Origin of the sequence: Bacillus sp. FJAT-50079 (genome assembly GCF_018343515.1) — a bacterium.
GTDB lineage: Bacteria > Bacillota > Bacilli > Bacillales > Bacillaceae_C > Lederbergia.
The window spans coordinates 158,495-180,000 of the sequence record NZ_JAGYPD010000008.1 but is presented as its reverse complement, the minus strand read 5'-3'; the positions used below and the strand labels follow the sequence as shown (position 1 = coordinate 180,000).

Here is a 21,506-nt window from a genome sequence, read left to right as displayed (position 1 = left end):
TCATGAGGGAGAGAATCGAAGAAAGCTTCATTTTCAGCCGGTAGGTGCAAGATATGAAGCTTTATGTAAGGAGTTATGGAATGAGATTATTAGCGATTGATACATCCAATGATGTGCTTGGCATAGCATTATTGCAGAAAGAACGTGTAATTGGAGAGTATATCACAAACCTAAAAAAGAATCATAGTATCCGCCTTATGCCTGCGATTGAGCGCTTGTTGTTAGAGTGTAATGTTACTCCTGCTGAGCTTGATAAAATCGTCGTAGCGAAAGGTCCGGGCTCTTACACGGGTGTGCGAATTGGCGTAACGGTTGCAAAGACAATGGCATGGAGTTTAGGGATTCCATTGTCGGCTGTATCAAGCTTAGCAGTACTTGCTGCCGCACCTAAATATTTTACTGGATATATTTCACCTTTATTTGATGCGAGAAGGGGATTAATTTATACAGGACTTTATCGCTACAATGAAGGAAGTTTAGAAGTAGTGAAGGCTGATCGCAATATTGAAGCAAAAGAGTGGGCACTTGAATGTAAAAGTATGAATGAACCGATTCTTTTTATTGGCAATGACGTGCCGCTTCATAAAGAAACATTTGACCATCATTTAAAGCATCAAGCAAATTATGCGGCTCCAAGTGAATGGAACCCGAGACCGAGCGAATTAGGGCTTCTTGGGATGCATATGCCCGCAGAGGATATTCATTCCTTTTCACCTAACTATATTCGCCTTGTCGAGGCTGAAGCGAAATGGCTGGAAAAGCAGGAGAAAGAGCAATGATTAATCATCAGGATATATGTGATATTTCATTTAGACGTGCCACAGAACAAGATATTGGCCAGCTTGTTGAGATCGAGAGAAAGTCATTTGCTGTACCTTGGCCAGCTGAAGCCTTTCATAATGATATTCTTCACAATCGCTTTGCTACTTATGTGATGATTGAATGCAATAGAGAAGTTGCAGGTTATTGTGGAGTTTGGCTTGTAATGGATGAGGCGCATATTACGAATATTGCGATTCTGCCACAGTTTCGCAGCCGTAAGCTAGGAGAATCATTGCTACGAGAGATGATGTCGCTAGCTAAAGAGGCGGGGGCGATCACAATGACACTTGAAGTGAGAGTGAGCAATCAACCGGCTAAATCATTGTATAAAAAATTAGGGTTTCAAGAAGGCGGTATTCGAAAAAATTATTATACCGATAATTATGAGGATGCGTTAGTAATGTGGGTGAATTTATAATGAAAAAAGACTTAATTGTTCTAGGCATCGAAACAAGTTGTGATGAAACGGCAGCATCCATAGTGAAAAATGGAAACGAAATCGTATCAAACGTTGTTGCTTCACAAATTGAGAGTCATAAACGATTTGGGGGCGTTGTTCCCGAACTAGCATCGCGTCATCATGTGGAAGAAATGACGATTGTCATTGAGAATGCTATGCGTGAAGCGGAGATGAGTTTTCGGGACATCGATGCGATTGCGGTAACGGAGGGACCAGGGCTTGTAGGTGCCTTGCTTGTAGGTGTAAATGCTGCGAAAGCATTAGCATTCGCTCATCAAATTCCACTTGTAGGCGTTCATCATATTGCAGGCCATATTTATGCGAATCAGTTAATAACAGAAATGAAATTTCCATTACTTTCACTTGTTGTTTCAGGAGGGCATACGGAACTAGTATTAATGGAAAAGCATGGTTCGTTTCAAGTGATTGGGGAAACCCGCGATGATGCTGCTGGTGAAGCATATGATAAAGTCGCGCGAACGTTAAACCTTCCTTATCCGGGAGGCCCGCATATCGATCGGCTTGCCCATGAAGGCTCGCCTGTTCTCAAGCTTCCACGAGCTTGGCTGGAAGAAGGCTCATACGATTTTAGCTTTAGCGGTTTAAAATCTGCAGTGATCAATACATTGCATAATGCTGAGCAGCGCGGTGAAACGATCTCTCCTGAAAATTTGGCAGCTAGCTTTCAAGAAAGTGTAATTGATGTACTGACAGAGAAGACGATTCGTGCAGCTAGAGAGTTCAATGTGAAACAAGTGCTTCTTGCGGGAGGCGTAGCTGCTAATCAAGGGCTTAGAACGGCGCTGAAGGAGAAATTTGCCGAACTACCGGAGATAGAGCTGATCATTCCACCGCTATATTTATGCACCGACAATGCGGCAATGATTGCAGCAGCAGGTAGTGTATTATTTCAGTTAGATAAAAGAAGTGGCTTAGATATGAATGCTCAACCGGGATTAGATATTGAACGATGAGTAAAAACTCCGATTTCTTCGGAGTTTTTTCCGTGATAAAAGCCTTTTATAGAAAAAGTCGCTTTTTTATCTGTGGATATCAATTGTGGATAAAAAGATGCAACCGTTATCAACATAATGTTGATAAGGATGTTGATAATGTGGATAACCGACGGTTGAAATGTGGATTATGTGGAAAAGTGCGTCAAAAGCCTTTATATCATTGTTAATAATGTGAATAGATCTGTGGATGATAAAAAGGGAGGCAAACAACAAAGTGATGAAAAACGATTTGTTTTTCATCACTTTGTAAAAATAAAGAAAGTATAAGTTTTTTTAAATTCCTATTTTATAAGGAAGATATCGGTGTCTAGCTCCAGCCGCCCAGCGACTAGCTGTACGATAAGTCAACATCGGCTCATTCTTCGCCGTTGATCCCATAGAATCGCGAAAGGAAGTACGTCGTTAAACGGACGCCTTACGCATATCTCATTAAGATTGAAGTTGTTCAGATAGTTCTGTCCATTCCTCTAAAAGCTGATTTATTTCATTATGGAGTACTTCTAGTCGTTCGTTAATCTCCATAACTTGCTCATGATCTTCGAAAACGGTTGGTTGGCAGAGAAGTTCTTCTTTTTCGTTCACTTCCTCTTCAAGAGAAGCGAGTAGTGCTTCAATTTCTTCGATCCGGCGTTTCCGTTGTCTTTCCACTTTTTTTGCTTCTTTATCTAATTGATAAGCATCTTTTGTTATCGGAGTATTTGACTTTTGGCGTACGATCTTTGCTTCTGCTTCCAATCGTGCAAGCTCAAACTGTTCCTGTTTCTTATCTGTATAATAATCATAATCGCCAAGGTAAACACTTGCTCCGTTAGCGGAGAGTTCTACTACCTTTGTCGCAATTCGGTTAATAAAATAACGATCATGTGAGACAAATAAAATCGTTCCTGGATAGTCAATCAATGCATTTTCGAGTACTTCCTTACTATCTAAATCCAGATGGTTCGTCGGCTCATCAAGAATCAAAAAATTTGCTTCTTCAAGCATTAAAACTGCAAGAGCGACACGTGCTTTTTCTCCACCACTTAAGGTGGCAACCGTTTTTAATACATCATCACCACTAAATAAAAAATTACCGAGTACTGTGCGAATTTCTTTCTCCGTTTTCTGTGGATAAATATCCCATAGCTCTTGTAGCACCGTTTTATTCGATGATAACTCAGCTTGTTCTTGATCATAATAACCGATCGTTACGTTCGTCCCTAACTGGATGGAACCAGATAATAACTTAAGTTTTTGAATGATTGTTTTTAATAATGTTGATTTGCCGATCCCATTCGGACCAACGAGAGCGATGCTATCTTCCCTTGTCACGTCAAAATCGATATGATGTGCTAAAGCTTCCTTGTCATAACCGATCGAAGCATCATTGATCTTTAATACATCATTTCCACTTTGTCGATCGATGCGAAATGAAAAGCTTGCGGATTTTTCTCCACCGACAGGTCGATCCATTACTTGCATGCGATTCAATTGTTTTCTCCGGCTTTGTGCTCTTTTCGTCGTCGAAGCGCGAGCGAGATTGCGCTGGATAAAATCCTCTAATTTAGCAATCTCATCTTGCTGCTTTTCGTAAAGCTTCATTTCCTTTTCGTACATTTCAGCTTTTTGAATTAAATATTTGCTATAATTGCCATGAAATTTTTTTAGCTCATGTCTTGAAAGCTCGTACACTTGATCGACCACTTTATCTAAAAAATAGCGGTCATGGGAAACGATTAAAATCGCTCCTGGATAGCCTTGTAAATATTGTTCAAGCCAAGAGAGGGTTTCGATATCAAGATGGTTTGTCGGTTCATCAAGAATCAGGATATCAGGTTTAATCAGCAAAAGTTTGGCGAGCGCTAACCGGGTTTTCTGTCCACCACTTAATGTTGAAATTAACGTCTGGTAGTCTTCCTCATAAAAGCGCATGCCATGTAAAATCGACCGAATATCTGATTCATATTGATACCCGCCCATGTCTTTAAATGTTACCTGTAATTGATCATACTCAGCTAAAAGCCGTTCATATTGTCCTTCCTTTTCATAAATGGCAGGATCTGATAAATCATGTTCAATTTTTCGAATATTGTTTTCCATAACGATTAAATTGGAAAAAACAGTTAGCATTTCATCCCAGATGGAGAGATTTGATTCAAGTCCAGTGTTTTGCGCAAGATAACCGATCGATACATCATTCGGCTTTACAATTTGCCCAGAATCATAGGAAAGCTGCCCAGCTATCATTTTTAAAAGTGTCGATTTTCCCGCACCATTTCGACCAACGAGGGCAATCCGATCTTTTTTTTGAATTTCTAATTTTATATTCGATAAAATGAGCTCTGCTCCAAAATGTTTAGTCAGTTGTTGTACCTGTAATAACATCATTTTTTTCACCTCTATTTTATCTAGTTTATCGTATAATGACTGCTTCCGGCAATCTTCCTAGCCCAATTTTAAAGAGGCTGGAACGAAAGAATCACCTGATTCAACCGCAATGTCAATAGAAGTGAAAAATGTCAACGACGAAATACTCTGCGTAAGGTACGTAGCTATCTAATTAATATCGTTTCTTATATTCATTTTGAAAATTTTTCGGAGAGAGATTGTATTCCTTTTTGAAAAGTCTGTAAAAACTCGAATAATCAGGAAATCCGCATGTTAAGGCAACTTTTTCAATCGACATCTGGTTTTGCTTAATCATTGTGACCGCAAACGATAAACGTTTTAATGATACGTAGCGGTAAAATGGCAAGTTCATGTTCCGTTTAAAATAATGGGAAAAATAGTATTTATTTAAGTGAAAGAAACTAGATATTGTATCTAAACTTAAATCCGGCTCTGTTAAATGTAATTCGATGTATTCGAGTATAGACGCGAATCTTTCGTCTAGCGCATTTTTGCTATTAAGGTTTTGCCTCCTGCTTGCAGGATCAAAGATGATCTGAAGGGTTTGGAATAATTGGTAATTCAATGTAAAGGAATAATTTTTTTCATCATTTACCAACCTGTTGTTGATATCATCAAGCAAAGAAATGATTGCTTCGAAACTTTTAGATTGCAGATGTAACACATGTGAACTTTCTGTCTTTTGATTAACAATATTCTCTTTCATTAATGGTGAGCTCATTAGAAAGTCATCCATTAAATGCTCACTAACGCTAATAATGACGCGCTCATACTTCTCAATCCTTTTAATATTAGCTTTATGAACAGCATAAGGAGGAATAACTACGACATCTCCTCTTTTTAAGGAGTATGTTTTCCCTTCACAAAAAAAATCACATTCTCCATTTATAAATACTAAAACCTCTAACACATCGTGCCTATGCAATTGGAAGAGAGACTCTAATTGGGAAAAATTTTCGGATGATTCGTTATATTTATTGGGCCATCCATGGGGACGATTTTCATTATTTAAGTAATGAAGCTCAAATCCTTGATTAGTTACTGGAATAAGAACGGATTGCTTCAATTTATTATCACCCTCTACATAGCAATATTTACAATGTTTATAGCAATAAACGTCATTTATTTTCAACTTTTTGTTGTTATTATAACAATATAGAGAGAAAATAGTAAGAAATTCACTATATATGTCATCTCAAGGGTAGAATTTAGGAGAAGACTAATTTTAGGAGGAGAAAAAGTGGGAGCGAACCATAAACAGCCTGAACTAGAAGTTAGAGTGAAGAATATCATTGAAGTTGACGGATTAAAATTTAAAGATTTGAATAATAGCGGAAAATTAGAACCATATAAAGATTGGCGTTTAAGTCCGAAAGAACGGGCTGAGAACTTAGTATCATTGATGAATATCGATGAAAAGGTTGGAATGATGCTTATTAATACCCGGAGGATGGGGCTTTCTCAAGAAGATAAAGAAAAGACTAGTCATGATGGTGTGTTGGATGAGGCTATTATAGAAAAAGGGACAAATATATTCGCTGCATCAAAAGTATATGGGACAACACATACGATTGAGCAAAGGAATTTAAGACACTTCATTTTAAGAGATAACTTTAGTCCAGCTGAAATGGCGGAGTGGATTAATAAAATGAATGAAGTTGCTGAAGGAACGCGTCTAGGTATTCCGATCATCGTGACGTCTAATTCAAGAAATGAAAACGCTGAACCCATTTTTGGTATGAATGATGCGGCTGGTATTTTTTCCACATGGCCTGGAACTTTAGGACTTGCAGCGGCAGCACAAGGAGATATTAAAAACGGTGGAGATGCGTCACTTATTAGCGAATTTGCTAAAATCGCCCATAAAGAGTGGAATGCAACTGGAATAAGAAAAGGTTATATGTATATGGCGGACACCGTTACAGATCCAAGATGGCAACGGACGTATGGTACGTTTGGGGAAGATCCAGAATTTATTTCTGATGCGATTGGCCGCCTTATCGACGGGTTCCAAGGTGAGAAGTTAGGAAAAGATAGTATTGCGATGACAACGAAGCATTTTCCAGGTGGCGGAGCAAGGGAAAATGGATTTGATCCTCATTATGCAGAAGGAAAGTGGAATCTTTACCCAACGCCGGGAAGTTTAGAAAAGTATCACTTGCCTCCATTTAGAGCAGCGGTAGAACATGGTACATCATCTATCATGCCGTATTATTCGATCCCAAGTATTAAGAAGAGTGTGGTCCAAGAGTTTGAAGGTGAAGACATTCCATTTGAAGAAGTAGGTTTCACTTTTAATCATTATTTCATCAATCATATTCTAAGAGGAAAGCTTGGATTTACAGGCTATATAAATAGTGATAGCGGCATTGTGAATAATATGTGCTGGGGCGTTGAAGAGTTAAGTGAGGCTGAGCGTTTTGCTAAAGCAGTCAACGCTGGAACAGATATCGTTGCTGATACAGGTGATATAGAAAATCTTAAACTAGCCGTTACTAAAGGATGGATTAGTGAAAAACGTATTGATGAAGCGAATGTCAGACTTCTGACAGAAATGTTTACATTAGGTCTTTTCGATGACCGTACGTATAATTCACCAGAATTGGCTACATCTGTTGTAAGTACCCAAGAGCATTGGGATGCGGCTTATGAAGGACATAAAAAATCTGTAACCGTACTTAAAAACCAAAATCAGACATTACCTTTGACAGCTGAAAAGCTTGAAGGTAAAAAAGTATATGTGGAAGTTTTCCACAAGGAAGCAGAACGAGCTACCGCCTACACTGAAAAAGCAAGAAAAGAATGTCAAGAGCTTGGTCAATTTACGTTGACTGATAACCATGAAGAAGCTGATGTAGCGATCCTATTTTTACATCCAAAATCAGGATCTTATTTCAATGCGACACCAGGACTATTAGAACTTGATATCTGTGAGGATAAAGTATTATCAGCCTTGGATGGCTCATTGTATCAAGAAACGACTTTAACTGGCATGAATCATCTTAAAGAAGTGGCAGACAACATTCATAATCGTGGTGGGAAAGTGGTCATTAGTGTGAACGTGACATTACCATGGATTCTTGGAAATGTTGAACCATTGGCGGATGCATTGATTGCTGGATATGATACCTTCTATAATGCGCAGTTTGAAGTAATTGCCGGAAATAGTCAACCAGTAGGTGTTCTACCATTGACATTACCAGCAAGCGATCAAGTCATTGCAGTTTATCAGAATGGTGAGTGTGTATCTAGAAATGATGTACCTGGCTATGACAAGGACAAATATATGCCCGAAGGATTATCCTATGCGTATAAGGATAGCGATGGCAATGTGTATAAGCTTGGGCATGGGTTGAGGTATTAAAAACAATAGGGATATTTGGGCGGCATGGTGTAATAAGTGCCCCCAGTCCTTGATATAACGGGGTTTGTAGTAAAAGTGACGATAAAATGCTAAAACCCTGCTAATATTTGGATTTTATAACAAGTTAAGTTGTAAATTAGAGAAGACCTTTCTTAAGTTGATTAGACTTAAGAAAGGTCTTTTCTTTGGCGTATTTTTGAGCACGAGAGAGTAGGTGTATATATCAAAGATGGAAAATAAAGAATTACTTTTAGGATAAAACTCGCTTATCATCTTTAATCGAACATACCATTTTATAAATTTAGAAGGAAATTTTGTACTAGAATTTGTGCAATTTTGTATGGTGTTCAAGTGAAATTTAATGCGAGATAATAACAATATATAGTAAACGCTTTCAATAGAGGGTGGGAGGGAAATGATGAAAAAGGTTTATATTGTTTTTTGTCTAGTTGTATCAATGTTAATGATTGTTTCTGCTTGTAGTAAGGAATCAGGGGGAGATAGTAAAAAGAAAGATTTGAAGGACGAAAAAATAGAACTTCTTTATATGACTCATACTTCAGATACGGAAGAACAAAAGCGAGTGCTTGAAGAGGATATTATTGGTGCTTTTGAAAAAGAGCATCCAAACATAAAAATAAAATTGATCCAAAATGAAGATCCCGATACACTCGTCCGCCAACAGATGGCTGCGGGCGCTGGTCCAGACATTGTACTTGTAGATGGCCCAACAACATTACTTCAGTTTGCAAAATCAGGTTATTTACTGCCTCTAGATGAATATGCAGATGAATTTGGATGGAATCAGCGCTATTTTGAATGGGCATATGATACAGGATATACAGATGATAAATTGTATGGGCTTCCTGGCCAGTATGAATCATTGGTCGTTTGGTATAACAAAGATATGTTCAAAGAAAACGGATGGCAAGAACCGAACAATTTTCAAGATTTTATTGCTCTAAATGAAAAGATTAAGAAAAGTGGTAAAATCCCGGTTGCTTTTGGAACGACAGATTTCAGGCCCTCTAATGAATGGTGGCTTTCTGTGGTATATAACTCCTATTTAGGGGGAACCGAATTTAAGAAAGTACTAAAAAATGAACTGTCCTGGAGCAGTGACTTAATGCAGGAAGCAACGCAAACTTGGAAGGAACTTTGGCAAGAAGGTTATATCAATGAAAAGCAATCTCACGCAATTTCGATTGAGGATTCATGGTATTTATTTAATAATGAGGAAGCGGCAATGAAGATGGAAGGAACCTGGGCTACTAGTAGACTTACTACAGATCCACCATCATTTGAAGTTGACTTTTTCGTAATGCCAGCATGGCGTGACGGACTTGAACCTACCCTCCCCATGGCACTAGGTGAATCTGCAGGTATTAATTCAAAAACAAAGCATCCAAAAGAGTCTGCACAATTCCTTGATTGGCTTTTTAGTGATGAGGTAGGAACATTAATGGCTGAACAGGGCCTCTTTTATCCAAATGAAAATATTGATGTAACATCCATAAATAATATTGATCCAATCATTTTGAAAGTTTATGAAGCATTAGAAGAATCGTTTGAAAAAGGGAATACAGGTTATGCATCATGGACATATTGGGGTCCAAATGTCGAACAATATCTATGGGACAACATTGATGGTGTATTTCTCGAACAATTTACGGTCGAGGAATATTTGAGAAATGCTGACGAAAAAGCGAAAAAAGATGAAGATGAAGGATTATTGTTTGATTTTAAGGAGTAAGGGGTGTATGCCCCTTTCCTTTAAGGAGTGTGTAAATAGATGGAAGCTTCAACTACGGCTACCTATTCGAAAGGGTTAGTTAGGAACAAGAAATATTATCGGAAAAGATTATTACCTTGGTTACTTCTTTCCCCAGCATTACTATTATTACTCCTTGTTGTTGGTGGACCAATTGTTGGTACTCTATGGCTATCCTTCACCAACTGGGATGGGATAGGTTCAGCTGAATTCATTGGATTAAAGAATTTTACTTCTTTAATAAACGATAAAGTTTTTTACGCTGCGTTATTAAATAATGTGAAATGGATGGCTTTCTTCTTAACGATACCTGTAATCGCAGCCTTAAGTATTGCACTTTTAGTTAGCAAAGTTAATTACGGTCAAAAGTTTTATCGTGTAATGGTGTTCTTGCCATATATTGTAGCTACGGTCGTAACTGCTAAAATATGGCTTTGGCTTTACAACCCGTATGTTGGGATAAATGTCATTTTAAAAAATTGGGGTCTAGAAAATATTGCATTGTCTTGGCTGGGAGACAGTAAAATTGTGCTCTATGCCGTCGCCCTTGCAGATGGTTGGCATTTTTGGGGGTTTCTAGTCGTTCTTTTTCTAATAGCATTACAACAACTGGATTCCTCATTGGAAGAAGCTGCAATCGTGGAAGGGGCTAATAAAGTCCAAGTATTCTGGTCTGTGATACTACCTCAGTTGCGTCCAACTTTTGTGTTAATTTATATGCTTTTAATAATATGGTCATTTGCAGCATTTGACTATGTTTTCGTAATGACTCAAGGTGGTCCAGGAAGTGCATCGGAACTTTTAGCGACATATATGTATAAATTAGCGATTTATAACCAGCAACCTGGGTATGCGAGTGCTGTTGCAATGACGATGGGGATATTTAGCATAATTGTGATTTTGGGCTTTGGCTATTTAAAGAAAAAAGGTTGGGATGTTTAATGAAGAAAAAGCGATTTGACTGGAGACATATCCCCTTATTAATAGCTGTGGCTGTATCAATCGGTCCATTGATTTTATTATTTAGTAATGCGTTGAAACCACGTAATGAATTTCAGAAGAACCCATTTGGATTACCGTCTCGAATAGAATTTTCTAACCTATTAGAGGCTTGGCAAAAAGGAGAATATGGACAGGCATTTCTAAACAGTACGATAGTAGGCGTGTCTACGATTATTATTATTTGCATTAGCGCTGGATTAGCAGCTTATGCCTTATCCAAGCTAAATTTTAAAGGTTCAAATGCAATTATGGGTTTTCTGTTATTTGTTCTATCTATTCCGATGGGTCTATTTTTAGTACCATTATTTTTTATATGGAAAAATCTTGGATTAATGGATTCTTTATTTGGATTAATTCTTATTTATTCAGCTATATTTTTACCTTTTAATATCTTTCTCCTTCGCTCTTTTTTTGTGGCGATTCCTAACGAGTTAATTGACAGTGCTAAAGTTGATGGGTGTAGTGAGTTGCAAGTAATTTATAGAATCATTCTTCCATTGGCAAGCCCTGCGTTTCTTACTGTTGTTCTATTAGTTGGATTATGGACATGGAATGAATTTTTCTTTGCAAATGCCTTTTTGCAATCTGAGGAATTAAAAACAGTAGCAACTAAGTACTTAGTATTTACTGGCCGATTTACAGCCGATTGGACGATGTTATCTGCGGCAGGTGTTATTACAATATTACCTATTACAGTGATATTTCTTTTTCTTCAGCGGCAATTTATTGAAGGAATAGCAGAAGGTAGTGTAAAAGGATAATAAAATCATAAGTGGGGGTAATAAAATGAACGTGATAAATGCATTGGATAGCGATGAAACATTGAAAATTATGCCTAAAGACTATGTGGAACGTGTGTATGCTGGATGGCTTGGAAAAGTGATAGGTGTACGGCATGGAGCGAACATAGAGATGTGGTCGTATGACCGAATAAATAAAGCGTTTGGTGAAATAACCGGTTACGTGCATGAGTTTAAAAATTTTGCCGCAGATGATGATACAAACGGTCCTCTATTCTTTTTACGGACACTCGAAGATTATACTCATACAAGAGAGATTACCCCTGAGGAATTTGGACTTACTTGGTTAAATTATGCTCCTGACGGACATGGATTTTATTGGTGGGGTGGATATGGCAAATCTAGCGAACATACCGCATATTTAAACTTGAAAAATGGAATAATGGCTCCCCGTTCCGGCTCAATTGAGCAAAATGGATGTACAATTGCCGAGCAAATTGGTGGTCAAATATTTATTGATGTCTGGGGGCTAATTGCCCCAGGTCAACCGAAGCTAGCAGCTGAATATGCGGAAAAGATTGCTAGTGTTTCCCACGATGGAAATGGGAAATATGGCGGTATGTTCCTTGCTGCTTGTATTGCAGCGGCTTTTACTGAAAAAAGTATGATCCATATCATTGAAGCAGGGTTAGGAGTAATACCTGAGGATTGTGATTATGCTAAGATGACAAAGGATATTATACGATTCTATGAAGCTCACCCTACTAATTGGAGAGATTGCTTTAAGTATATTCAAGAAAACTATGGCTATGACCGTTATCAGGGAGTGTGTCATATTATTCCTAACTCAGCCGTGATTGTATTATCTCTATTATATGGGGAAAGTGATTTTTCTAAGACGATTAATATTTGTAACATGTGCGGTTGGGATACCGACTGTAATGTCGGGAATGTCGGAACAATTCTTGGCGTTTTCAATGGATTAGATGGAATCGATAACTCTTGGAGATCACCAATTAACGACTTCCTTTGCTGCTCAAGTGTAATTGGTACATTAAATATATTAGACTTACCTTGGTGTGCGTCTTATATTGCCGATTTAGGATATAAGGTTATGGAGGCAAAAGTACCTGAAAAATGGGATCGAATATTAAAAGAAGAGGCTGCAAAATATCATTTCGAATATCCGGGTTCAACCCATGCGTTTCGAGTTGAAAGTGACTCTGACAACACTAAAGCTTATGCCGAAAATACAAAAGAAGTTGCATATAGTGGAGAGCGCTCATTAAAAGTAACGTTTGATTATGTAAACGGTGGCTATGGTTATCGTTCTTACGTTAAAACATATTATACACCTGGAGATTTTAACGATAGTCGTTATGATCCAAGTTTTTCACCAACCCTTTATCCGGGACAGTCTATCAATTGTTGTGTAATGGTACCAGAGGGAACGGTTAGTGACGTTATTGCACGATTATACGTGAAAGATCGTAATAAAGGAATAAGACATTATGGAGAAAAAGTTAATCTTTTAATTGGTAAATGGGAAAAATTGGAGTACCAAATTCCTGCGATGAATGGAGTATGTATTGAAGAAGCTGGGATTGAGTTTATTCCGGTTCAAGAAGAAAGAAGAATAGGATTACCTTCACTAATAGCCTATATTGATGATTTTAATTTCTTTGGAGCTCCAGATTATGAAGTTGATTTTACATTAGAAAGAATAGAAAAATGGAACGAGCTGCATTTAGAAATAAGCCAATTCACCTATCTTAGAGGTTTATGGACGCTAGAGGAAGGTCAATTAAGTGGAAGTTATTTTGGAGAACCAGCTGAATCATATACTGGGGATATCCAATGGAGAAATTACCAATTTGAGGCGACTGTTATACCTAAAATTGGTAAATGCCATAATATAAATTTTCGTGTACAAGGAGGAATTCGCTCCTATGCAGTTGGACTAAGTGAAGATAATAAAATTACTTTATATAAAAATAATAATGGATATAAAGCCCTTGTATCAGCGGACTTTAAATGGTGTTTAGATAAATCATATAATATAAAAGTGGAGGCTGTTAATAATCACTTTAAAATATTTGTAGATGATTTACATGTCTTAACCTACGAAGATCACCATTCACCGTATTTGTCAGGACAAATTGGTTTCTCTAATTTCGAGGCTAGTCACACTCATTATAGTAAATTTAAAGTTAAAGGAATGTAATGTGACCCTTCAATCTCGATCTTCCAATGTGGAAGATCGAGATTTATATTCTGAATCCATTACCTATTCTGTTATTTCCCACTTATAATAAAAATGAGGTGGAAATATATGAAAGTCAATATATTAGTTGTAGAAGATGAAAAAAAAGTAAGGGATAGTATATTGAGTTTTATTGAGGAGTTGGGATGTTATTACAATATTGTAGGGAGTGCCTCAAATGGCTATGAAGCTATTAAGTTTTTTAAATCACAAACGATACACATTTTACTAACGGATTTAAGAATGCCCAAAATGGATGGTTTCGAACTTATTCGAAAAGCTTATGAAAGATCGCCTGAAACTAAAATGATTATCTTAAGTGGTTACGACGATTTTGAATATGCCAGACGTGCAATGCGGTTTGGAGTAAAAGATTATTTGCTAAAACCGATAGAAAGAGAGGAATTAAACAAAGCTTTAGTCAATGCAACTTCCTCTCTTTTTTCTATCCCAAAGAACATGTTGTTTTTTGTTAATCAGGAAAAATGGGATATGAGATTAATACGCTTAGAGGCCAAACTTCTTGATGCAGTCGAAATAGGGAATGTGACAGCCGCTGAAGAGGCTTTAGAAAGATTACTTTTAGGATTTCAGCAAAAGGTAAATGAAGATCGATTGCGTTTCATCCCTTTTATAGTTGACACATTAACATCTCTTAGAAAACGATTATCATCTATTGATACAGTTCAACTCTATTTTGATCAAGAAATAGACTCTTTGTTAAGTGCATTTGAACCACAGAACTCATTAGAAGAAATTAATCAAAGAGTGAAGCAATTTATTATTTATTGTGTGAAAACCGTTAATATGTGCAGACAACAATCATGTCCCGATATTTTGTTTAATTGTAAAAAAATCTTGGATGAACAATATAAATTGGATCTGACGTTGACAATGATAGCCCAAATGGTCGGTGTAACACCCTCTTATTTAAGTCGCTTATTTAAAAAAGAAGTAGGGATCAATTTTGTAGACTATTTACAACAAATACGCATTAATAAAGCGAAGGACTTATTAAATATACCAAATATGAAAATATTAGAGGTTTCTGAAATGGTTGGATTTAATAATGCCGAGTATTTTTCGAGGATCTTCAAGAGGTTTACGGGGATTACTCCGCAGAATTATCGTTCTCAAAGTGTGAAAGAGGAGTGATACCTAAACTATTAATTATTATTCGTATGCGCTTTAGCCTTTATCGAAAATTGATAATAACTTTGTTCTGCTTAGCATTTTTGCCACTAATATTATTTAGTATGATCGGATATAAATCATTTTCAAACATTTTATTAGAAATGATCGCTGAATCAAATATTCATATTCTGGATCAAGTTCAAGATTATTCAGAAGATGCATTTGGTAATTTAACGGATATACTTACAAAAGTGTCTATCCACAGCGAAACTCAGAGGATGCTTAAAGAAGAAGTAAAGGATGAGTGGGAGGCCTATACAGAGGCTCGTTTTTTTGCAGACTATTCTAATCAATTACTTGTAGGACATCCTGAGGTAAGTAAGATAACCATATACAATTTTAAAAATAAACGATTAGATAGTTTGGGAAGATTTCTACCATTGAAGGAAGAAGATAATATTGTAAAAGAGTTAAAGCAGCAGTTTAAATATGCTCCTATCGCAAAAAGTTCAATTCAAATTGGGGAGTTAGGTCAACCCTTTATATCATTCGGTCGCGAAATTATTGACTTGAATACAGGTAGACCTATTGGGATAGCGGTACTTGACTATAATTTAGACTATCTTATGAAGGAATTTGATGAGATTAAACTGCTTAAATCTGGTTATGTTATTCTTCTTGATGAAAATTATGATGTAATATACCAACCGAATAAAAAGATAGCTAACAAAGAGTTATATAAAAAAATATTGGCACATAGGGATCAAAAAATCCTTTTAACTAAAAATGAAAAAGGAGAGGACTCCCTGTATTTGAAAAATTCAATTCCAAGTTTAAACTGGTATTTGATAGGGGTTGTTCCTTATGATGAAGTATTAGAAAAACTAAAACCTATTCACTATGAGTTTTATTTCTTTATAATTATTATTCTTCTAACGATATTAATCGTAGCAATCACTCTTCATAAATTATTTGTTAAACCTATACGTAAACTACAATTTATGATGAATAAGGTTCAAACTGGTGATTTTAGTGTGAGGGTTCACTTTAATCGAAATGATGAAATTGCACAATTAGGTGACAGCTTTAATATGATGGTAATAAAAGTGGAAGAACTTATTGATCGTGTATATCAAGTAGAAATTAATGAATCAAGAGCATTACTTCTACAAAAACAAGCAGAGTTAGAAGCGTTGCAAGAAAAAATAACCCCACATTTTTTATATAATACACTAAATTCTATTAGTTGGGTGGCAAATCGAAGAGGAGTTCGCGAGATAGAAGGGATTGTTCATTCACTTAGTAACTTATTACGTTACAGTTTAGAGGATCCCTCAAAAATCGTAACGTTAAAAGAGGAATTAGATTATTTAATGATGTATGGAGAAATTATAAATTTTCGTTATGATCAAGAAATCGAATTTATATACGAAATTGATAGTTCGGTAGATAAAGCAATTATTCCTCGTTTAACAATACAACCAATTGTAGAGAATGTGATGAAGCATGCGTTTGAAAATATTGACGATGTGAAACGAATTATAATAAAGGCATATAGGGTTAAGGACTTAGTGATAATTGATGTCGTGGATAATGGGAAAGGAATATCCAACAATAAACTAAAAGAAATCGATCAAAAGTTAAATCAACCTATACAGGGTCCAGTTGACCGAATTACTGAAGTAAATAAATATAAGTATCAAAAAAGTATGGGTCTAATAAATGTACAACACAGAATCAAGCTATTTTTTGGAGAAGATTATGGAATAGAAGTAAAAAAGGCAAATATAGTAGGGACAATGGTTCGAATAATAATACCTTATAAGACCGAGTAATCAGTTGCGTTGCAAAGTTAATAGAGCCGAGGTGCTAACCATGAAGGAAATTCTCGTAGTTGGTAGTATAAATATGGATGTAGTGAATAAAGTAGATAAGCACCCATTACCTGGGCAAACGATCCATGGAAAAGGAGTTCAATACATACCTGGAGGAAAAGGAGCCAATCAGGCAGTTGCCGCTCGGCGATTAGGTGGGAATGTAACGATGATAGGTGCGGTTGGTACAGATATATTTGGTTTAGAGTTAATAAATTCCCTCAAAGAGAATAAAGTTAATATAGAAAATATCTTAATAAAAGAAAGTACCTCTGGTTTAGCTTTTATTACTGTTGATACAAAAGGGGAGAATAGCATCATTCTATCCAAAGGAGCAAATGGCTTACTTGATAAGAGTGATATGAAATCATTACTTGATGTACTAAGTCATACCCATATTGTTTTACTTCAAAATGAAATTCAGTGGGAAGTGAATCAATATGTAATCAATGAAGCGAACAGAAGAGGGATTCATGTGTTTTTTAATCCAGCTCCCGCCTTTGAAGTACCTGATGATATCTTATCAAGAATTGATGTACTTATTGTGAATGAAACAGAAGCGGAAGCAATAACAGGATTGAATATTACCACAAGATCAGATGCGGAAAAAGCAGCGGATTTATTGATACAGGCTAAAGTTCGGCAAGTATTAATAACTATGGGGGAGCAAGGAGCGTATTTTGCCGGAGCGGATGGAAAAACTGTGTTCACTCCTGCCTTTAATGTAAAAGCAGTAGATACAACAGCGGCAGGGGATACGTTTATTGGCGCATTTTCTGTGGCATTCAGTTTAGGTAAAAGTATTGAGGATTGTTTATTATTTGCTTCCGCGGCTTCTGCGATAACAGTAACGAGATTCGGTGCACAATCTTCAACACCTTCTGAGGAAGAAATTGCTCATTTTTTGCTAGAACATAAAAGTAACCAGGTTTATCTTTGAGCTCGAGAAGCAAGTGTTTAAACAATTAGAACCTACTTTGAAGTAATCTCCGGTAACAGCCAATTCTCGGCGTTACCATGAACAACAAAGTGAGTCAAACTGCAACTTTCAAGAGCATTTGGAGAAATAGACAACGACAACATTCCAGCAACAAGTTATATATCAATTCATTTAAAAATATAGAATCTACTTATTAAAAAGCAATTTAAAGATCTTGATATATTGGCGTTTGTACAATTTTATGGAAAAGTGTATCAGTGTTTATGGTAGCGGAGGCATGATATATTAATATCCCTCCAACCCTTGATATGAATGAGTTTGTAAGTAAGATGAGAGTGTTTTGCTAACATCGAGGATAATAATTGTGTCATCCCGTAAGTTCACTGAACTTTTGGGAGACTTCTTTTTTCAATTTTTGCGTGGCGTGAAGGTACACATTTTTAGTTATTTGATCATCATTATGACCAAGTCGGTCCATGATTTGTTCGAGTGAGACCACAGCCTCTGCAAGTCACAAATTATTCACGGTTTCAAATCATTTGCTTAACTATATATTTGTAATCACTCTTACGTAAGCTATAAAATCGATCTATCTTTTTCCGATATGTAAATAAAAGTGCCTTAATATCAACTACTGTTTTATTACTCCCTTGAAAAAAAAGAAGTATGTGGGTTGACAAACTTAAATATTAATGTAAAGTATTAAGTAGATACAGGAGTGTTACTGATACGATCAGGCACCACCAAGTCAATTGTAACAAAAAATAAGAGCTTACTCTATTTTTATTGTTATTTTTTGATATTGGTGTTTTTTTATGGGTTTTTTAGGGGTGAGATGAATATGCTTACGTTAATAAAATCATTAAACAACAATATCATATTAGCAAAATCAGAAGAAACAAATGAAGAACTAATTTTATTTGGGAATGGTCTTGGTTTTAAAAAAAAGAAGGGTGACCCAATAGACCCAAGTAAAGCACAGAAGGTCTTTCATCCTAAGGAAAGTATGGAAACCAGTAAACTGTTGGAAAATATTTCCACAGAGGTACTAACAGTAACGGAAAAAATAGTTAGTCTAGGTGAACAGAAGATAAAAAGTAAATTAAATCATTCAATACTGCTTGCGTTAGCGGATCATATACAATTCGCAATCGATAGAGACGATGATTTAATTAAAGATAATCCACTACAATGGGAAGTTCCTTATTTATATTATGCAGAACATAAAATAGGGAAGATGGCTTTGGAAATCATAAAAGAGGATCTGGGAATAACACTTCCAGAAATGGAGGCTTCTTTTATAGCTTTACATTTTGTTAATGCACAAACAGATAGTAACTCGATGGAAGATACTATTCTTATTACTAGGCTAATCAAAAATATCATTAATATTATTCAACATTTATTTGATAGAGAGTTAGACAAAACAACAATTAATTACTCGAGATTTATAACCCATCTACGTTATTTCATTGCCCGTCAGAAAATCAAAAAACGGACCGATAGTCAGATGGATGAACAATTTAAGGAAATCATTCAAAAGCAGTATATGAAAAGCTATGCTTGTGCTTTAATAATTAAAGAAATGATTAAAAAAGAATTTCAGTGGCAGATTACAGAGGATGAAGTCACTTATTTAATTATTCATATAGAAAAATTAACAAAAGAAAATAAAAAAAGATTATAATAACTTCTCATTTAGGGGTGTTACTTTTACAAGGCATTAACCTAAGCAGAGTTTGCACAGAATACTGTGTAAACATTGCTTAGGTTTTTTTTTACAAAAAAGGAAAGAAGGGAAGAATATGGGGAATAAAAAGCTGGCTGAAGCAATCATTAAAGAAATGGGGGGAAATGGGAATATTCATCAAAGTTGGCATTGTATAACACGTTTACGATTCAATGTAGAAAATAAAGACAAAATAAACATAGATAAAATCAAATTATTGGAAGGCGTTCTTGGAGCGCAATATAAAAGTGGGCAGTTTCAAGTGATTATAGGGAGTAATGTTGCTGATCTATATGCGGAAGTTAATAAATTATTAGATGAGAAAACTGTGAACAAGGGTACCCCTAAACAGAAGTTAAATGTAGTTGAGTATGTTTTTGATGTTATTTCAGGAATTTTTACGCCCGTATTGCCTGCGATTGTAGGAGGAGGATTACTTAAGGGAATTTTAGCTTTACTCGTAACTTTTAATCTCCTCTCTGATAAGGGTTCTAACTACGAGATTTTGACGTTTATCTCTGATGCACCGTTTCACTTCTTACCTTTTCTATTAGCTTTTTCAGCAGCTAGAAAATTTAACACAGATTCATCTTTAGCCATTGCGCTTGCAGGGGTTTTAATGTATCCGCAAATCATGACATATGCCAATAGTGGGGAAGTTATTTCATTAAAGTTTTTAGGGCTTCCGATACCTATGAACAGTTATGCTTCGTCCGTTATTCCGATTATTTTAGGTGTATTACTATTAAGTTATGTATATAAACAACTTGATAAGATAATCCCTAAATCATTACGTATTATTTTCCTACCGGTTTTAAGTTTGGTCATAACCGCGCCATTAACTCTAGGTCTTATTGCACCGTTAGGTAGATATGTTGGTATTTATCTAGATACATTCTTTACTGGTCTATTCTCCGTTGCAGGTCCTATTGCAGGTTTGTTATTAGGGGGTCTTATGCCACTTATCGTTATCACAGGTATGCACTATGCGTTTTTCCCAGGTGCTTTTGCCGCCTTTGATAAATATGGCTATGATATCATGCTTTTGCCAATGAATCTTGTCGCGAATTTAGCCCAAGCTGGTGCTACTTTAGGCGTGTTCATTAAGACAAAGGATAAGAAAATGAAACAATTATCTATCTCCACATTTATACCAGCCGTTTTTGGTATTACGGAACCTACTATATATGGAGTTACCATGAAGTTAAAGAAACCTTTTTATGCAAGTTTAGTAGGCGGTGCTGTTGGAGGTGCTATTTTTGGTTTCTTCGCTGTAAAAGCAACTGCATTTACTGTTCCAGGAATTATGGCTATTCCAACTTATATAATAAAAGATACAAATAATTTATTGTATGCCTCTATCGGGGTTGCTTCTAGCTTCCTAGTCGCAATGATTGTAACTTTACTATTAGGCTTTAAAGAAGAAACAGCAAAAGCAACTGAAGAAATAGTGGAGGGAAAAAATGCAAAACCAGTAATAGATGATAATGTATCTAATGCTATAAAAGAAAATCCAAATGCACCTATTGATGTATCCTCACCTTTAACAGGTAAAGTAATTCCATTAAAAGAAGTTCCTGATTCTACATTTTCCAAAGAACTTGTCGGAAAAGGCGTAGCAATTATACCCGAGGAAGGGATTGTATATGCTCCTTTTCCAGGAAAAGTAATCATGTCTACTCCGACGAACCATGCCATAGGCATTGTTTCTGATGATGGAGTTGAATTATTAATTCATGTTGGATTAGAAACAGTTTCTTTAAATGGCAAAGGATTTAAATTATTAGTAAGAGAAGGCGAAGAATTCCATGTTGGGGACAAGCTGTTATCCTTTGATATAGAACTGTTAAAACAAGAGGACGTTTCATTAATATCTCCAATTGTTGTTACGAATATAGCACAGTATTTAGATGTAATTTCTACTAATGATCAACAAGCAAAAGCTTGTGAAAGTAAGTTATTCATGTTAATTAGATAAAACTCCCTATAAATAATTGGGATTT

At 36.1% G+C, this 21,506-nt stretch carries 16 protein-coding genes (1 of these 16 cut by a window edge); 14 read left to right on the top strand and 2 right to left on the bottom strand.

What is annotated here, in order from left to right; genetic code table 11:
* The 4 genes in view from tsaE to tsaD are tightly spaced (each overlapping or abutting the next) and all read left to right on the top strand, a layout consistent with a single transcriptional unit that may run on beyond the window.
* Positions 1 to 100, top strand: partial view of a tRNA (adenosine(37)-N6)-threonylcarbamoyltransferase complex ATPase subunit type 1 TsaE gene (tsaE, locus tag KHA95_RS20810; protein WP_213139495.1) — the 3' portion only. Its footprint begins 371 nt before the window's first position; only the last 100 of its 471 coding nucleotides appear in the window; its start codon lies off the left edge, out of view; it ends in the stop codon at positions 98 to 100.
* Entirely contained in the window at positions 81 to 779 is a 699-nt protein-coding gene (gene tsaB, locus KHA95_RS20805) for a tRNA (adenosine(37)-N6)-threonylcarbamoyltransferase complex dimerization subunit type 1 TsaB (RefSeq protein WP_213139494.1), read from the top strand. Before tsaE ends, tsaB begins: the two co-directional genes overlap by 20 nt.
* Positions 776 to 1,240: a ribosomal protein S18-alanine N-acetyltransferase gene (gene rimI, locus KHA95_RS20800; RefSeq protein WP_213139493.1), complete on the top strand. Its 465-nt coding sequence runs from the start codon at positions 776 to 778 to the stop codon at positions 1,238 to 1,240. The genes tsaB and rimI overlap by 4 nt, the downstream gene beginning before the upstream one ends.
* Complete coding sequence (gene tsaD / locus KHA95_RS20795; RefSeq protein WP_213139492.1) at positions 1,240 to 2,256, top strand: tRNA (adenosine(37)-N6)-threonylcarbamoyltransferase complex transferase subunit TsaD; 1,017 nt, start codon at positions 1,240 to 1,242, stop codon at positions 2,254 to 2,256. Before rimI ends, tsaD begins: the two co-directional genes overlap by 1 nt.
* Before the next feature lie 471 nt (positions 2,257 to 2,727).
* On the opposite strand, the gene KHA95_RS20790 is transcribed toward tsaD, so the two are convergent.
* Complete coding sequence (locus tag KHA95_RS20790) at positions 2,728 to 4,665, bottom strand: ABC-F family ATP-binding cassette domain-containing protein (RefSeq protein ID WP_213139491.1); 1,938 nt, start codon at positions 4,663 to 4,665, stop codon at positions 2,728 to 2,730.
* A 172-nt stretch (positions 4,666 to 4,837) separates the two neighbouring features.
* Complete coding sequence (locus tag KHA95_RS20785) at positions 4,838 to 5,752, bottom strand: helix-turn-helix domain-containing protein (protein ID WP_213139490.1); 915 nt, start codon at positions 5,750 to 5,752, stop codon at positions 4,838 to 4,840.
* Between the two features lie 174 nt (positions 5,753 to 5,926).
* On the opposite strand from KHA95_RS20785, the gene KHA95_RS20780 reads away from it, so the two are divergent.
* The 10 genes from KHA95_RS20780 (at position 5,927) to KHA95_RS20735 (ending at position 21,481) form a co-directional block, all read left to right on the top strand.
* Positions 5,927 to 8,050, top strand: coding sequence for a glycoside hydrolase family 3 protein (locus KHA95_RS20780; RefSeq protein ID WP_213139489.1), 2,124 nt, complete (start codon positions 5,927 to 5,929; stop codon positions 8,048 to 8,050).
* A gap of 418 nt (positions 8,051 to 8,468) precedes the next feature.
* Positions 8,469 to 9,803: an ABC transporter substrate-binding protein gene (locus KHA95_RS20775; RefSeq protein ID WP_213139488.1), complete on the top strand. Its 1,335-nt coding sequence runs from the start codon at positions 8,469 to 8,471 to the stop codon at positions 9,801 to 9,803.
* A 39-nt stretch (positions 9,804 to 9,842) separates the two neighbouring features.
* Positions 9,843 to 10,763 (top strand): carbohydrate ABC transporter permease, encoded by a 921-nt coding sequence (locus tag KHA95_RS20770; protein WP_213139487.1) that lies wholly within the window; start codon positions 9,843 to 9,845, stop codon positions 10,761 to 10,763.
* The gene (locus KHA95_RS20765) at positions 10,763 to 11,584 is read left to right on the top strand and encodes a carbohydrate ABC transporter permease (protein ID WP_213139486.1); all 822 of its coding nucleotides are present in this window, start codon (positions 10,763 to 10,765) and stop codon (positions 11,582 to 11,584) included. The genes KHA95_RS20770 and KHA95_RS20765 overlap by 1 nt, the downstream gene beginning before the upstream one ends.
* A gap of 25 nt (positions 11,585 to 11,609) precedes the next feature.
* Positions 11,610 to 13,787, top strand: a complete 2,178-nt coding sequence (locus KHA95_RS20760; protein ID WP_213139485.1) for an ADP-ribosylglycohydrolase family protein — start codon at positions 11,610 to 11,612, stop codon at positions 13,785 to 13,787.
* A 108-nt stretch (positions 13,788 to 13,895) separates the two neighbouring features.
* The gene (locus KHA95_RS20755) at positions 13,896 to 14,981 is read left to right on the top strand and encodes a response regulator transcription factor (RefSeq protein WP_213139484.1); all 1,086 of its coding nucleotides are present in this window, start codon (positions 13,896 to 13,898) and stop codon (positions 14,979 to 14,981) included.
* Complete coding sequence (locus KHA95_RS20750) at positions 14,978 to 16,795, top strand: sensor histidine kinase (RefSeq protein WP_213139483.1); 1,818 nt, start codon at positions 14,978 to 14,980, stop codon at positions 16,793 to 16,795. Before KHA95_RS20755 ends, KHA95_RS20750 begins: the two co-directional genes overlap by 4 nt.
* Before the next feature lie 40 nt (positions 16,796 to 16,835).
* Positions 16,836 to 17,774, top strand: a complete 939-nt coding sequence (rbsK, locus tag KHA95_RS20745) for a ribokinase (protein ID WP_213139482.1) — start codon at positions 16,836 to 16,838, stop codon at positions 17,772 to 17,774.
* 841 nt (positions 17,775 to 18,615) lie between these two features.
* A complete protein-coding gene (locus KHA95_RS20740; RefSeq protein WP_213139481.1) occupies positions 18,616 to 19,461 on the top strand; it encodes a PRD domain-containing protein in 846 nt (281 codons plus the stop codon).
* Between the two features lie 118 nt (positions 19,462 to 19,579).
* Positions 19,580 to 21,481: a beta-glucoside-specific PTS transporter subunit IIABC gene (locus KHA95_RS20735; protein WP_213139480.1), complete on the top strand. Its 1,902-nt coding sequence runs from the start codon at positions 19,580 to 19,582 to the stop codon at positions 21,479 to 21,481.
* The last annotated feature ends 25 nt before the right edge of the window (positions 21,482 to 21,506 follow it).

Excerpts from the sequence above, each read along its gene's own strand:
- tsaB (WP_213139494.1), top strand. The coding sequence starts at position 81 with ATGAGATTATTAGCGATTGATACATCCAATGATGTGCTTGGCATAGCA.
- KHA95_RS20740 (WP_213139481.1), top strand. The coding sequence starts at position 18,616 with ATGCTTACGTTAATAAAATCATTAAACAACAATATCATATTAGCAAAA.
- tsaD (WP_213139492.1), top strand. The coding sequence starts at position 1,240 with ATGAAAAAAGACTTAATTGTTCTAGGCATCGAAACAAGTTGTGATGAA.
- rimI (WP_213139493.1), top strand. The coding sequence starts at position 776 with ATGATTAATCATCAGGATATATGTGATATTTCATTTAGACGTGCCACA.
- KHA95_RS20770 (WP_213139487.1), top strand. The coding sequence starts at position 9,843 with ATGGAAGCTTCAACTACGGCTACCTATTCGAAAGGGTTAGTTAGGAAC.
- KHA95_RS20755 (WP_213139484.1), top strand. The coding sequence starts at position 13,896 with ATGAAAGTCAATATATTAGTTGTAGAAGATGAAAAAAAAGTAAGGGAT.
- rbsK (WP_213139482.1), top strand. The coding sequence starts at position 16,836 with ATGAAGGAAATTCTCGTAGTTGGTAGTATAAATATGGATGTAGTGAAT.
- KHA95_RS20775 (WP_213139488.1), top strand. The coding sequence starts at position 8,469 with ATGAAAAAGGTTTATATTGTTTTTTGTCTAGTTGTATCAATGTTAATG.
- KHA95_RS20790 (WP_213139491.1), bottom strand. The coding sequence starts at position 4,665 with ATGATGTTATTACAGGTACAACAACTGACTAAACATTTTGGAGCAGAG.
- KHA95_RS20765 (WP_213139486.1), top strand. The coding sequence starts at position 10,763 with ATGAAGAAAAAGCGATTTGACTGGAGACATATCCCCTTATTAATAGCT.
- KHA95_RS20735 (WP_213139480.1), top strand. The coding sequence starts at position 19,580 with ATGGGGAATAAAAAGCTGGCTGAAGCAATCATTAAAGAAATGGGGGGA.
- KHA95_RS20760 (WP_213139485.1), top strand. The coding sequence starts at position 11,610 with ATGAACGTGATAAATGCATTGGATAGCGATGAAACATTGAAAATTATG.